The organism is Stenotrophomonas sp. YJH_SMC_105-26 (genome assembly GCF_059368915.1).
In genome coordinates, this window is sequence record NZ_JCAFSD010000004.1 from 135,628 (window position 1) to 149,712 (window position 14,085).

General features: G+C 68.9%; 13 protein-coding genes. 8 read left to right on the plus strand and 5 right to left on the minus strand.

Features of this window, described 5'->3' with window-relative positions; translation table 11 throughout:
• The first annotated feature begins 5 nt into the window (after positions 1-5).
• Positions 6-1,064, plus strand: coding sequence for a DNA topoisomerase IB (locus tag AC5P7F_RS12155; protein ID WP_014645460.1), 1,059 nt, complete (start codon positions 6-8; stop codon positions 1,062-1,064).
• Here the strand turns inward: AC5P7F_RS12155 and AC5P7F_RS12160 are convergent.
• Complete coding sequence (locus tag AC5P7F_RS12160) at positions 1,052-1,360, minus strand: hypothetical protein (protein WP_014645461.1); 309 nt, start codon at positions 1,358-1,360, stop codon at positions 1,052-1,054. The genes AC5P7F_RS12155 and AC5P7F_RS12160 overlap by 13 nt on opposite strands.
• A gap of 218 nt (positions 1,361-1,578) precedes the next feature.
• Here AC5P7F_RS12160 and AC5P7F_RS12165 point away from each other — a divergent pair, with 218 nt between their 5' ends.
• From AC5P7F_RS12165 to AC5P7F_RS12175, 3 genes are all read left to right on the plus strand, one after another.
• The gene (locus AC5P7F_RS12165; RefSeq protein ID WP_014645462.1) at positions 1,579-2,685 is read left to right on the plus strand and encodes an SDR family oxidoreductase; all 1,107 of its coding nucleotides are present in this window, start codon (positions 1,579-1,581) and stop codon (positions 2,683-2,685) included.
• A gap of 114 nt (positions 2,686-2,799) precedes the next feature.
• Entirely contained in the window at positions 2,800-4,215 is a 1,416-nt protein-coding gene (locus tag AC5P7F_RS12170) for an XVIPCD domain-containing protein (RefSeq protein WP_164077875.1), read from the plus strand.
• A gap of 3 nt (positions 4,216-4,218) precedes the next feature.
• The gene (locus tag AC5P7F_RS12175; protein ID WP_075075917.1) at positions 4,219-5,031 is read left to right on the plus strand and encodes a hypothetical protein; all 813 of its coding nucleotides are present in this window, start codon (positions 4,219-4,221) and stop codon (positions 5,029-5,031) included.
• Here AC5P7F_RS12175 and AC5P7F_RS12180 read toward each other — a convergent pair.
• Positions 4,966-6,087, minus strand: coding sequence for a serine hydrolase domain-containing protein (locus AC5P7F_RS12180; RefSeq protein ID WP_164077882.1), 1,122 nt, complete (start codon positions 6,085-6,087; stop codon positions 4,966-4,968). The two genes, AC5P7F_RS12175 and AC5P7F_RS12180, sit on opposite strands and share 66 nt — an antisense overlap.
• A 192-nt stretch (positions 6,088-6,279) precedes the next feature.
• Here AC5P7F_RS12180 and AC5P7F_RS12185 point away from each other — a divergent pair, with 192 nt between their 5' ends.
• Both AC5P7F_RS12185 and AC5P7F_RS12190 read left to right on the plus strand, forming a co-directional pair.
• Positions 6,280-6,666, plus strand: coding sequence for a BlaI/MecI/CopY family transcriptional regulator (locus tag AC5P7F_RS12185; RefSeq protein WP_014645465.1), 387 nt, complete (start codon positions 6,280-6,282; stop codon positions 6,664-6,666).
• Positions 6,667-6,669: 3 nt separating this feature from the next.
• Complete coding sequence (locus tag AC5P7F_RS12190; RefSeq protein ID WP_164077876.1) at positions 6,670-8,670, plus strand: M56 family metallopeptidase; 2,001 nt, start codon at positions 6,670-6,672, stop codon at positions 8,668-8,670.
• Between the two features lie 66 nt (positions 8,671-8,736).
• Here the strand turns inward: AC5P7F_RS12190 and AC5P7F_RS12195 are convergent, their stop codons facing one another.
• The 3 genes from AC5P7F_RS12195 to AC5P7F_RS12205 form a co-directional block, all read right to left on the minus strand.
• Positions 8,737-9,051, minus strand: coding sequence for an I78 family peptidase inhibitor (locus AC5P7F_RS12195; protein ID WP_014645466.1), 315 nt, complete (start codon positions 9,049-9,051; stop codon positions 8,737-8,739).
• Positions 9,052-9,129: 78 nt separating this feature from the next.
• Positions 9,130-10,152: a ribonuclease H-like domain-containing protein gene (locus AC5P7F_RS12200; RefSeq protein ID WP_164077877.1), complete on the minus strand. Its 1,023-nt coding sequence runs from the start codon at positions 10,150-10,152 to the stop codon at positions 9,130-9,132.
• Positions 10,149-12,638 carry a DEAD/DEAH box helicase gene (locus tag AC5P7F_RS12205; RefSeq protein WP_014645468.1) on the minus strand — a complete coding sequence of 830 codons (2,490 nt, stop codon included), beginning with the start codon at positions 12,636-12,638 and terminating at the stop codon, positions 10,149-10,151. The genes AC5P7F_RS12200 and AC5P7F_RS12205 overlap by 4 nt, the downstream gene beginning before the upstream one ends.
• Before the next feature lie 212 nt (positions 12,639-12,850).
• On the opposite strand from AC5P7F_RS12205, the gene AC5P7F_RS12210 reads away from it, so the two are divergent.
• On the plus strand, positions 12,851-13,369 hold the full coding sequence (locus tag AC5P7F_RS12210; RefSeq protein WP_032957598.1) for a hypothetical protein: 519 nt from the start codon (positions 12,851-12,853) through the stop codon (positions 13,367-13,369).
• Between the two features lie 40 nt (positions 13,370-13,409).
• Positions 13,410-14,084: a hypothetical protein gene (locus AC5P7F_RS12215; RefSeq protein ID WP_014645470.1), complete on the plus strand. Its 675-nt coding sequence runs from the start codon at positions 13,410-13,412 to the stop codon at positions 14,082-14,084.
• Position 14,085 lies beyond the last annotated feature (1 nt).

Consider the following 14,085-nt stretch of genomic DNA (forward strand, 5'->3'; position numbering starts at 1 on the left):
CGCGCATGCCGACCCCCTCTACCCCCGAACGACAGGCCGCGCGCGCTGCGGGCCTGCGCTATGTCGATGACACCCAGCCGGGCATCAGCCGGCGCCGCGCCGGCAAGGGCTTCAGCTACCGCGATGCCGATGGCCACGCGGTGCGCGATGCCGCCACCCTGCAGCGCATCCGCGCGCTGGCGATTCCACCGGCCTATACCGCCGTATGGATCTGCGCCCACGCCAATGGCCATCTGCAGGCCACCGGCCGCGATGCCCGCGGGCGCAAGCAGTACCGCTACCACGCCGATTGGGCCGCAGTGCGCGACGCCGGCAAGTTCGACCGGGTGATCGCCTTTGGTGAAGCACTGCCCGCGCTGCGGCGCCGGCTCAGCCGCGATCTCAAGCACAGCGGCTTCCCCCGCGAAAAGGTGCTGGCGGTCGTGGTCGCGCTGCTGGCCGACACCCTGGTGCGGGTAGGCAATGAGTCCTACGCCAAGGAAAACAGATCCTTTGGCCTGACCACGCTGCGCAACCGGCACCTCGACCTGCTGCGCGGCGGGCGCGTACGGATGCGCTTCCGCGGCAAATCCGGGCAGCTGCACGAAGTGACGGTAGGTGACCGCCGGCTGGGCACGCTGGTGCGCGGCGTGCAGCAGTTGCCGGGCCAGGCGTTGTTCCAGTATCGCGACGACGACGGTGCCATCCAGCCGGTCGACTCCGGTGCGGTCAACGATTACCTACGCGAGGTGATGGGCGAGGAATTCACCGCCAAGGATTTCCGCACCTGGGGCGGCACCCTGGCCGCGGTGCAAGCGTTCGCGGCCACCGAGTTGCCCGAACCGGCCAGCCAGCGTGCGCTGGCCAAGGTACAGCGTGAGGTGGTGTGCAAGGTGGCGACCCAGTTGGGCAATACCCCTGCGGTGTGCCGCAAGGCCTACATCGACCCCTGCGTGTTCGCCGGCTGGGAGCGCGGTGAACTGGCGGAACTGGCCGGCCTGCGTGGGCCGCGCCAGTGGGAGCAGGCCACCCTGCGCGTGCTGCGCAGGGCGCGCCGGCTCAGCCGCAGACGTCAGCCGCAATAGATCGCGGTGATGTTGTTGGTGCGGCCCTTCTCGATGGTCAGGCGGTCACCGCCTTCGTGTGCCGGCGGCACGCGCGGGCCGTCATGGCGCAGCACCTGCACGTGCAGGCTGTCGCTGTCCACGCGCGCGCGCTCGACGGTTGCGGCGGAGGCGGCCAGGCCGAGCGCACCACGCACCCTGTCGCTGTGGCACTGACCGGAAATCACGCCGTCGATCGGCTGCACCTGGGCCACCGGCGTACTGCTGCAGGCGGCGAGGGCGAGACAGACGGCGGCGGTGGCGATGGCATGCTTCATGGAAGGATTCCTTGGTGTGGTTGCGTGCAGCGTGCGACGGCGCACGTGGTGGCGGAATGAACACCGTGCACATCGTGGATACGGTGCGCTCACCCCCGCCAACAGCCTGGGTGGAGACACTGCAGTCGCGGCGGATGCCGCCCCCGGTACTGCGGCGCACGCGCCCGGTAGTGCCGGCCGCTGGCCGGCGATCCCATTCCCCCCCCGAGGAGACCTGCATGGCCACCACCCGAAAGACCCCCGCCCGCCGCAAAGCCTCACCCAAGGTGCGCAAGGGCAGCACCGCGACCCAGACCGCTGCCGACCCCGCTCGCCCGCGGGTGGTGAAGACCGCAACCCGCAAGGCGGCGGCCGGTGATCCCCGCGCCGCCCGCGTTGCCGCCCGGCAGCGGCGCCTGCAGGACCAGGAAAAGGCCAAGGACGCACGCGCAGCCAAGAAGGCCACGAAAAAGACCGCGACCCAGGCCGGCGCACGCCGCCAGCCGGAGGCCATGCCGGCCCAGCAGCTGGCAAAGCCGGGGCACGAACACGAACTGGAGCTGGCACCGCGCTTCCTCGCGCCGGACTACACCGGCAGCGGCAAGCTGCAGGGCATGCGCGCGATCGTCACTGGCGGTGATTCCGGCATCGGCCGTGCTGTGGCCGTGCTGTTCGCACGCGAAGGCGCCGATGTGGCGGTCCTGCACCTGGACGAGGCCGAAGATGCCGACATCACCCGCCAGCACGTGGAGCGCGAAGGTGGCCGCTGTGTGGTGATCGCCGGTGACGTACGCGACCCGCGCTTCTGCAACAAGGCGGTCAAGCAGGTGGCCAAGGCCTTCGGTGGCATCGACATCCTGGTCAACAACGCCGCGTTCCAGCTGCACTGCGAGCGGCTGGAGGATCTGGAAGACGCGCACCTGCAGGAGACGCTGCAGACCAACATCGGCGGCTACATCCAGATGGCGCGTGCGGTACTGCCGCATCTGGGCGAGGGCGCCAGCATCATCAACACCGGCTCGGAAACCGGACTCTTCGGCAGCAAGGCGCTGATCGACTACTCGGCCACCAAGGGCGCGATCCATGCGTTCACCAAGGCCCTGGCCAGCCAGCTGCTGCCGCGCGGCATCCGGGTCAACTGCGTGGCGCCGGGGCCGGTATGGACGCCGCTGAACCCGGCCGACAAGCAGGCCGGGGATGTCGCCGAGTTCGGAAAGGACAGCGACATGGGCCGGCCTGCACAGCCTGAAGAGCTGTCACCGGCGTATGTGTTCCTGGCCTCGCCGGTCTGTGCAAGCTACATCAGCGGGGCGATCCTGCCGGTGATGGGTGGGCCGCGCGGCTGAGTCGTGTCGGTTCCCGCCTGGATCCGGCGGCAGCGAAGGTGTGCGGCCTGTCAAAGGCCCCACACCGTGCGATTGGTAGGCTGATCCTGTACCGACCATGTTCAAGGACCGACCATGCCCGAAATGGATATCAATGCCGCAGCCAACGAGGTCGTCGCCCTGCTGCGGCGGAACGATGCGCGTGCTGCCGCCACCCGCCTCCAGGCCCTGCACGACGGACAGAGCGCAGTGGTGCAGGAATCGCTGGATCGCTATATCTCGGCGCGTGCGGCCGCCGAGCTTGAGGGCTTGCGCCGGAACGGGGGCGTGGCCGCAGCGGATGCAGCTACGGTGAATCCGATGCTGGATCGCTTGGGCGAGGCGACGCGCCCGCCGCGGATGCCCGATGCTGCCGAGACAGCGGGATTGAGCCAGGCCCAGCAGTACGACGTTTATGGCAGCATCGTGGCCCAGCGCGGCAACATCGCAGCGAACGATGCAATGGCGACCCAGGACCGCGTGGTGCTGGGGTTGCGCGATGAGAACCGCACGACCGAGGCGCGCGGACGTGGCGTCTACGATGACCGCATCGTGGTGCTGTGGAAGGATGCGCAGGGCCGCGGCCACGTGCGCGAGTTCAACCAGGCCACGACCGAGCCGACCGCCCAGTACGACGGCCATGCCAAGACCGCGCCGCGCAGCCCGGGCTTTGGCAATGTGGCGCCGCGTACCAAGACCGAGGGCGAGGACGTCAACGGCGACCGGGTCAAGGATCTGGGGCGCCTGGGCGAGGGCACCATCGAGATGCGCGTGACCACCCATCCGCGCAATGGGCATCCCGATGAGTTCGCGCTGCGTCCTTCGCAGGACGCGATCACTGCGGGCGCCGGACGGGTGGAGCGCGACAGCAATGGCGATGGCTGGTTCGATGCGCGTGATACCCAGGGCGTGCAGGACCTCAACGACACCTTCAAGATCCATCGTGGCAGCCGTTCCAACACCGATTCGGCCGGTTGCCAGACCATCGGTGGCGGCGAGTATGACGACTTCGTGTCGACGGTGCGCGGCACGCCTGGGCAGAACCGCTGGCAGTACGTGCTGACCTCGGTTGCACCCGGCCAGACGCGCGAATTGGGGCAGGACGTGCCGCTCGCGGCCAACGAGGACCCCCGTCAGCCGCAGCATCGCGATCATGCCCTGCAGCAGCAGATCAGTACGCGCCTGCAGGCCCTGGGCGGACGCTACGCCGAGCATGCCGAGGACTACAGCCTGGTGATGCTGCGCGAAGCGAAGGCCGCGCGCATCACCCGGGTCGACCAGATCGTGGCCAGCAATCCCAGCGCCGGCCGTGCGGCTGGCGAGACACTGTTCCTGGTGCAGGGCAGCCCGGGCGATCCTGCGGCGCTGCGCGCAGGGGTCAATGCGGCCGAGGTGCGCGAGACCGCGGTGGAATCCAGCCTGCGCCAGCTGCAGCAGCAATCGCGCGAACAGGCTGCACCTGCGCCCGCGCCGGCACAGCAGCAGGACGCGCCGGCGATGGGAGGGCGTTGATCGATGATCCGATCGCAGTTGACGCCGAGCGTTCCATTGATGCTGCTGCTGGCCTGCAGTGCCTGCGCGCCCGCTGGAGAGCGCGTCGCGCCGGTGGCGCCCACTGCCAGCTCGGCCGCGAAACCGGAGGCCCTGCCTGCGCAGACCCTTCCCACGGATCGCGGACTGCCCGCATTGCCGAAGGCTTCCGGCAGCGGCCATCCCGGCGGCCGCTACGCTACGCTGCCCGAACCTGCCAGGCAGGTGCTGGCGCAGTTGAAGTGCAACGTGGAGAGCGCCAGCAAGGTGCAGGTGCTCTCCATTCCCGCGCAGGATGGCCAGCAGGATTTGATGGTTACTGATCGCAGCGGGCCGCGTTTCCGCTATTGGATGCGGTCGTTCTCCGGCAGTGGCGGTACCACCGGCTATCTGGTGCAGCTGCAGGGCTGCCCGGCAACCACCACGGGCATGCGCGCCTACATCGCACAGGGAGCCGCACCGCTGCAGGATGTCACCGCATCCATCCTGGCGCAGGCCGGATTGCCCGATGCGGCGACCATGACGGCCTACCAGGAAAAGGGCGCGGGCGATCTGTTCGCCTTCATCGGCGTGCTGGACAAAGTGCCAGTGCTGCGCTGGGTGGCCGAAGCCGACCCCGAACAGCCACTGGCCGCCGATGCACGCAGCTTCGACCATGGCAATGCCATCCACGGCGGTTTCCTGCACTGGAACCAGGATCACTTCGAAGTGGCCAGGGCCGTTCCCGCCGCGCTATGGCCCTGCGATGACAGCCCGTTGCTGCCGTGCAAGGCCGACCCGTTCGTGACGGGGCGTTGAGGCATCGCGCACATAGAAGTCGGCAATGCGCGGAATGAACTGCTGCGGATTGGCACCGACAAGATTGGTCAGCAACACGACCGCCACGCCGCGCTCGGGATAGACCACAAAGGCCGAGCGCGCACCGCCGATACCGGCCACCTGAAGGTCGGGCGATGCGCGCAGTACCGCCCAGCCACCCGCCCACGGGCCGGCGCGGCCATCAGCGAGGCGCTCTGCGCTCCACATCCGCCGCAGTGCCGTCTCCGGCAGCAAACGGCCTTCGGTCAGTGCGACGAGCCAGCGCGCGGTGTCGTCGGCGGTGGTGAGGATGCCGCCACCGGCCCAGAGCGAAGGCGGTATGTCGTAGAACCAGTGCGACAGGCGGGACGGTGCATCCACAGCATCGGTGGCACGCGGGGCCAGGCTGTACATCGTCGCCGCATCCGGAATCAGGTCGTAGCTGTCGCCGAAGGTGGTGCGGGCCATGCGCGCGCTGCTGAACTGGCGTGTGGCCAGGAAACGTTCGTAGGACATACCGGATTGCTGCGCGATGATCCGTGCCAGCAGGACATAGTTGGTCTGGTTGTAGGCGAAGCGCTGCCCGGGCGCCGCTTCCAGCGGCCGCGCTGTCACCGCCGTCCACGCCTGTGCTTCGGAGCCACCGCCCAGCAGTCCGTTCGCATCAAGGATGTCCGGAAGGCCTGAGGCATGCGCCAGCAACTGGTGTACGCGCACGTCTCTCCACGCTGGCGGAAGATCATCCAGGTAACGCGAGGCCGGCGCGTCCAGATCCAGTCGTCCCTCCTGCGCCAGCTGCGCAGCCGCCACGCCGGTGAATGCCTTGGTGGCCGAGTTGAGCGGGAAGCGGGTGTCGCGCGAGGCACGCACACCGTTCTCGACATTGGCCAGACCGTAGGCCTCGGACAGCACGATCTGCCCGTCCTTGACCACCGCGACCTGCAATCCGGGGATGCGCTGCTCCAGCATGATCTGGCGGATCAGGCGGCGGGTCTGGTCGTTGGCGTGGTCCTGGCTGGAAGCAACGGCGGCGAAGGGCAGTGCACTGATGAGCATGAGCAGGGCACGGAGCATTGGGCGGGACATGTGGAATTCCAGCGGGGCGTTGCAGATCGGATGCAGCGGGCGGGTCAAAGGTTTAGGCGCTCGGTGGTGCCTACCGTTCGTCGGCCCATGACTTCCGGGGGGGTTGACTACAGTTGTCGTCACGCAGACAGTGGCGACACGTGTAGTCAAGGGAGTGGTGTCATGCGTGGCAAGACGATCGGGGACCAGGAGCTGGCCCTGCTGCAGTACATCGATGAACATGCGCCGGCCACGGTCGGCGAGGTCGCCAGTGGCTACGGGGAGGCCCGTGGGCTGGCCCGCTCCACCGTGCTGACGATGATGGAGCGACTGCGGGCGAAGGGGTATCTTCAGCGCCAGCAGCAGGACGGTGTCTACCGCTACCAGGCCACGCGTGGCCCGCAGAGCGTGCTGCAGGGCGCGGTGGCGCAGTTCGTCGACAACACCCTGCAGGGCTCGGTGTCGCCGTTCGTGGCCTACCTGTCGCAGCGCCAGCAGGTCAGCGACAACGAGCTGGCCGAACTGGAAGCGCTGGTTGCCCAACTCCAATCGCGCCGCCACGAGGGCTGAGCCATGGACACCACGATGCTGATCCCGATGTTGGAACGGCTGGGCTGGACCAGCCTGCAGACCGTGCTGCTGGTGGCCCTGGTGTATGGCGTATGCCGCGCGCTGCCGTCGCTGTCGGCGGCGACCCGCTGCCGCCTGTGGTGGCTGGTCTCGCTGCAGGCTGTGCTCGGCCTGTTCTGGAGCCAGCCGTTGCAGCTGGCCTGGCTGCCGGCGCCGCAGGCGGTGGCGATGAGCGCGACCGATGTGGCCGCCGACATGGTCTACCCGCTGGCCCCGGAGGCCTCGGCACAGCTGTTGGCCGCAATGCCGATGCCCGCCGCGGATGTGCCGGCGGTGGCATGGTGGGCCGTCGCACTGGCCACGCTGTGGATGTCCGGCGTGCTGCTGATGGCCCTGCGTACCTTCGGTGAGTGGCGTCGCTGCCGCGCGCTGCTGGCAGCGGCCTATCCCTGCGAGGACGAGGCGCTGGTGCAGGCCCTGCAGCTGGCCTCCGATGCGCACGGCGTGCGTCCTGCGCCGCGGTTGTGGATGAGCACGCAGGTGGACGCACCGCAGCTGGTCGGGCCGTTCCGCCCGGTGCTGCTGCTGCCGGCGGGCGACAACGCCCTGCAGGGCGACGCGCTGGACCTGGCCCTGACCCACGAACTGCAGCACCTGCAGCGGCGTGACCTGCAATGGGGCCTGCTGCCTGCACTGGCCCAGCACCTGTTCTTCTTCCACCCGCTGCTGCGCCTGTCGGTGCGTGAATATGCACAGGCGCGCGAGGAAGCGGTGGATGCAGCGGTGGTTGGCCAGCACGGTGCCAGCCGCCAGGCCTATGGCCGTCTGCTGCTGCAGCTGGGCGTGGCACCGCAGCCGCATCTGGGCGTGGCCAGTGCCGCACCGGATACCACCAGCCTCAAGCGCCGCCTGCTCTCGCTGCAGTCGCGCCGGTCCTGCCCGCGCATCCTGGCGATGGCGTTGACTGCGATGGTGCTGGTGGTGGGCGTGGCGCCGATGCGGCTGGTCGCAGCGCCGGTGCCGCCGGCACCGCCCGCGCCTCCTGCGGCGCCGAAGGTCGTGCCGCCGCCGCCGCCGAAGGCTCCGAAAGCGCCGCCCGCACCGCCTTCGTCCGCGCGCGTTCCGGCCGTGCCGGTGGCGCCCGCGCCGCCCGCCGAGCCGGCTGATGTCGAGGCGTTGTCAGGTCCGGACGATGCGGATGTGGCGGTCGACGTGGATGCGGATGTCGATGTCGATACCGGCATGCACAGTGAACACACGACCTCCCGCACCACTTCCATCACCACCTACGGCCGCCTGGACCTGGGCAAATCGCCGCCGGAGGCCTTCGTGCTGGTAGATGGCGATTCGACCTTCGCCAACGGCGGCATGGACGACGTGACGGTGGCCCGCAGACAGCTCGGCAAGGGCCCGGCGCTGTGGTTCCGCAAGGGCGACAAGCGCTACGTGGTGCGAGACCCGATGATGATCCAGAGCCTGCAGCGTGCCTACAGCGGCGCGGCGGATCTGGGCCGCCAGCAGAGCGAACTGGGCCGCCAACAGAGTGCGCTGGGTCGCCAGCAGGGCGAACTCGGCAGGCAGATGGGCGAGATGGGCCGCCTGCAGGGCGAGGAGGCGCGCCGCATGGCACTGGCCGCTGCCGAGGCTGCGCGCAGCGCGGTGGCCGCGCATGACATCAACCGCGAAGCGGCGGCAGAAGCGGCGAAGGCGGCGCGGGGCGCGACCAACGATGCGGCCATTGCACGTGAGGCTGCACGTGAGGCTGCTGCAGAGGCACGTCGTGCGATGCAGGAAGTGGACAACGAAACCGCGCGGGCCACCCACACCCGCGGCATGCAGCGCCTGGCCAGCCAGCAGTCTGAACTGGCCAGCCGCCAGGCGGCGCTGGGCAGCCGGCAGGCTGCGTTGGGTGAGCGTCAGGCACGCGTGCATGAGCAGGCGTCGCGGCAGGCGCAGCAGGTGATCGCGCGCGCACTGGCCAGCGGCAAGGCCGAGCGACTCTGACTGGTAGTGCCGGCCGCTGGCCGGCAATGTGGGGTGCCGGCCAGTGGCCGGCACCCACTGGGTTGATCAACCGCAGCTGGCGCGCTCGATCCGGTTCTGACCGTCCACCTGCACCGTCACGCGGTCCTGGCGGAAGTCCATGGTTACCGCCATGCCCGGCTTGACCACGCGCGCGTTGCGGGCACCGCTATCGGCGACCAGTTTCTTGATGGTGGCCTCGTCGGCGGTCTTGCCGGTGAAGGCTTCCAGCGCTTCCGGCCTGCATTCGTGGGCGGCATCGGCCACCGGTGCCGGTGCGGCATCGTGGGTGGTGCTGCTGCCGGCGTGGCTGCAGGCGGCCAGCGGCAGGATGGCGAGCAGGGCAAGCGGATTGAGGCGCATCGTCGGGCTCCAGGCGTGGATGGTGGCGGCAGTGTCACCGCTGCCACCGTCAGGGCATGTCAACGCGGCCCTTGGCCATTACTGCCCGACCAGCGCCAGTGTTTCGCGCTCGCGCTGCTCCTCGCGCACCAGTCGCTGCAGCAGCAGGGCCAGGGTGACCACGTCCTGATGGTTGTGGTCGGCCACCCGACGCAGGTTCACCGCATCGCCGCCGCGCAGGAAACGCAGCCATGCGCCCGGGGCTTCGGAGCCAGGCAGGTCATCCTCGCGCACCACGCGCAGCAGCTGGCGCTCAATGGTGGACAGCTTGCAGTTCTCCCACGTGCCGCGATAGCGGCGGCGGGTCGGGTAGAGCAGGTCGACGTGATCCAGCGCGCTGATCGGGCAACGCTGGCGGGCCAGCCGGTAGCGCGTCTTCAGCAGCGGCGCATCGTAGCTGCGCCCGTTGTAGCTGCAGAACACGGTGGACGGCTGCAGCCAGCGGGCGAAGGTGGCCAGCATCGCGTCCTCGGCGGCCATCGTCGACATCAGCAACTGGCGGATGCGCAGGCCTTCGCCACGCTGCGGGCACACGTGCCAGTCGGCGGCGCCGATCATGAAGGCGCGGGTGCCAGTGCCGCCGGCCAGGCCGGTGGTCTCGGTATCGAAGAACAGCAGGTCGCGCGCGGCGACGTGCTCGTGCTCGCGCCTGGCGAAAGCCAGGGAAAGCGGTTCCGCGGGAATCGATTGCGGCTGCAGCGACTCGATCAGGAACAGTCCCGGCGCGATTTCCTCGCCGGGGAGCTGGCGATCCTGGGCACTGGCGCGTGCCGGTGCGGCTCCACCACGCGAGCGCAGGCCGAGCAGGCGGTGCAGGCTGCCCACTTCCGGTCGACGCAACGGTGCGGCGGCCGTCACAGGCGCGGCAGCGCCGGTCGGCTTGTGGCGGATTTCCTGTTCGACCCAGGCGAACACCGAGCGCTCTGCCGGTGGCTGCTGTGCATCGTTGGCGGCTACCGGGCCCGGCGCCGGGGGGGGCGGCTCGGGTGCCACCGGCGTGACTGCTTTCGGGTCGCCGGCCTGCTTCCGCAGCAGGCGCAGCTTGTCCAGGCTCAGGCTCACGGTGCCAGCAGCTCCATCGGCTCGCGCGTGGTCACCACCACGTCGCGCACGTGCTGGCAGGCTTCTGCGTCGAACAGGTCGAGCACGCGCAGCGCCAGCGCGCGCGGCGAGGTTTCATCTTCCTCCTGTGCAGCCAGCACCGGGCCGACACAGGCCGGGCAACCGGCCTTGCAGTCGCAGCGCTGCACCAGTTCGCGCGCGCGCTGCACCAGCTCGGCCTGGCGCTGCCACAGCGGCTCGCTCAGGCCAACGCCGCCAGGAAAGTTGTCGTACAGATAAACGGTTGGCACGAACTCCTGCAGCAGCTCCACCGCGCCAGGGTCGCCTTCGCTGCCGCGCAGCTGGCCACGGCCGCTCTGGTCGGCGATCGCGAACCAGGCACCATCGCCGTTGCCGACTGACTTCTGCAGATCGCGCGCATCGGCCATCACCGCCACGGTGGCGACGATGTGCAGGGCATACGCGGCGCCGAGGAAGCCATCGAGCGCATCCTGCTTGCTGGCGAACGCGCGCAGCAGCAGCGCCTGCGGCAGCTGCCACCACACCGCAGTGGTGTGCAGTTCCTGGTCGGGCAGGTTCACCGGCCCATAGCCGATGTTCTCGTGGGTGTAATAGCGGATCTTCTTGTAGCCGGCCACGCGACGCACCACGTGCACTTCGCCATGGTGCGAATCGCCACGGCCGGCCACGCCACCGTCGAAACGGTCCAGCACCTTGAGCTTGGTGAAGTCGATGCTGTCGGTGTAGTAATCCACATGCGTGCGGGTGACATAGGCCTTGCGGCCGTCCCAGTCCAGCGTCTCCACCTGGTAGGGCGTGGACTGCACCATGTGGATGGCGCCTTCGTACAGGGTGAGTGCGGCGGCGGAATAATCGACCTCGGCGATGATCTGCTGGCGGCCGTCGCTGCGGTCGACCACCACGAAGTTGCCGTCGGCCACCGCGCGCAGGCTCACCGCGTTGGCCGGATAGCTGTCGGCGATCCATTCCCAGCGCTCGCCTTCGCGGTGGATGACTTCGGTTTCGGCCAGCGCTTCCAGGAACACTTCCGGATCGATCGGGCCGAAGCCATCGCCAACCCGGAACGGCAGTTCAAAGGCTGCGCAGCGGATGTGGTCGAACAGGATCAGCGGCTGGTCAGGTGCAATGCGTGCATGTTCGGGCGAGGCCTCGGCGAAGAAGTCCGGGTGCCGCACCACGTACTGGTCCAGCGGCTGCGAGCTGGCCACCATCACCCCCAGCGCCGGCTGCTGGCGGCGACCGGCGCGGCCGAAGCGCTGCCAGGTGGCGGCCACGCTGCCGGGATAGCCGTTGAGAATGACCACGTCCAGGCTGCCGATATCCACGCCCAGTTCCAGCGCCGACGTGCTGACGATGCCGTCGATGTTGCCGGCGCGCATCGCACGCTCGGTCTCGCGGCGCTCGGTGGGCAGGTAGCCGCCACGGTAGGCGCGGATGCGCGGCGGCTTGCGCGGGTCGTGGTCGAAGATGTCCTTCAGGTACTTGGTCAGCACTTCGACCATCAACCGGGTCTGCGCGAACACCAGGGTCTTCAGCCCGGACTTGATCGCGATGCGCGCGATGCGGTTGCTCTGCGAGCGTGCCGAGGCGCGCAGGCCCAGGTCCGGATTGATCACCGGCGGGTTCCACAGCAGTACCTGTTTCGGTCCGCTGGGCGCACCGGATTCGGTGATCGCGGTGACCGGTGCCTCGATCAACGCCTCGGCATGCGCCTGCGGATTGCCGATGGTGGCCGAGCACAGGATGAACTGTGGTTGCACGCCGTAGAACGCGCAGATGCGCTTGAGCCGGCGCAGCACGTTGGTGACGTGGCTGCCGAACACGCCGCGGTAGGTGTGTACTTCGTCGATGACGATGTAGCGCAGGTTCTCGAAGAACTGCGCCCACTTGGTGTGATGCGGCAGGATCGCCTGGTGCAGCATGTCCGGGTTGGACACCACGATGTCGCCATGCAGGCGGATCGCCTGGCGCGCATCACCCGGGGTATCGCCATCGAAGGTGAAGGCCTTGACGCCCAGATCGCCGGCACGGTTGAGTTCCAGCAGCTCGGCCACCTGGTCCTGTGCCAGCGCCTTGGTCGGGAACAGGTACAGCGCCTTGGCCTTGTCCTGCATCGCCGCGCTGACCACGGGCAGGGTGTAGCACAGCGACTTGCCGCTGGCGGTGGGGGTGACGATGGCCACGTGCTCACCACGCTGGCTGGCCTCCCAGGCCTCGGCCTGGTGGCTGTAGAGCTGCTCGATGCCGCGTGCCTTCAGGGCCGCGGCCAGGGCCGGCGGTACCGCATCGGGAATGGGGGCATAGCGGCCCTCGCGGCCGGGAATGGCAAAGCTGCCGGTGATGCGGTCCTGGTAGCGGCGCTGCAGGCGCGCGCTGAGCAGGGCGCCGTCACGGGCGGGCAGGCCATCGCGGGTGGCGAGCTTCTGCTCGGCATCGGCGGTGCGCTTGGCGAGTTCGTAAGCCATGGAAAGTGGAGCCGGGACGGATTGCGAGGGGTCACATGGCACCACATCCACGTCTCAGGATGTGAGACATCGCACACGGAGGGCGTGAACCGTTCAGTGCTCGCGTCCCGTGGCGCCGCCGCATCTCCCCTGGCTGAACAGCTGCCAGTGCAGCAACGAAATCTGAAGCCGGCATCCGTATCCTTGGGCGCTGGACGCAACCAACAGGGCGGATGGCTGTGGCACGACGTGGAACGCAGGGAGCACTCCTGGCCGGCATGCTGCTGGCCGGCATCGCGCAGGCGCAGCAGGCCGCGCCGGTATCGGTGCCCGATCCTGCACCCGTTCCCCCTGCTGATGCCCCGGCAGCAGCCACCGCGCCGATCTCCACCGCCCTGCCGCAGGACAACGTCACCACCCTCGGCGAGGTGCGTGCACTCAAGCCCGACGACGAGCCGCTGGACCTGTACCGCTTCAAGAACCCGGTGAAGTTCGGCGACAACCGCTTCAGCCGCGACTGGAGCGAGCCACCGTCACCGGAGCAGGTCAGCATGGGCGGCGGCTACATCATGATGGGCGTGGTCAAGGGCGTGCTGGCGGCGGGCCGGGGCCTGAACAAGCTCACCGGTGGCCCCGACCAGATCCAGTCCGCCATCGCCCGGCCACCGCCTGAGCTCAGTGCCGAACAGCGGCAGCGTGCGCTGCGGTTCTCCCAGCAGCAGGATGCCGGTGATGCACCGCCGGTGAAGTAGGCCGGTATATCCTGCCGGTTCCTCAACCGATAGCGCTGCCATGTTCCTGCGTTCGTTCTGCCTGCTGGCTGCATTGCTGCCCGCGTCCGCCTTTGCTGCCGGCATCGCCGGTGATGGCGCGTGCCGCAATGGCGCGTTCCCCTCCGAACAGAGCCGGTTCGCGCTGGCGCGGGTGGTCGACGCACCGCGCCTGTATCTGCTCGGCGACATGGACGGGTGCCCCGCCAAGGGCGAACCGGCCTGCCGCCAGCGCAGCTATGTGGTCAACGGCGATACGGTGGTGACCGGTCGCGACCTTGGCCGCTACCGCTGTGCGTTCTTCCCGAACAAGGTGGGCGGCAGCGCCGGCTGGGTGGACCGCAGCAAGCTGCAGCCGTTGCCGGTGGCCGTGCCAACGCTGCAGGACTGGGTGGGCCACTGGAAAGACGGCGACAACGGCCTGCGCATCACCGTGCAGGGTGGACAACTGCATGTGGATGGCGACGCCTACTGGCCTTCTGCCAACCCCACGCCGGAACAGCGCCCGTATGGCCCGAACATGGGCCAGGTGGAAGCGCGCGCGACGCCGCGTGGTGCTGATGTCGAGTTCGTCGAGGACACGTGCCGGGTGCGCGTGCACTCGCTGGGCGAGGTGCTGATCGTGGCCGACAACAGCGAATGCGGTGGCATGAACGTGCGCTTCAACGGCGTTTACCGGCGCGCGGGGAAACGCTGAA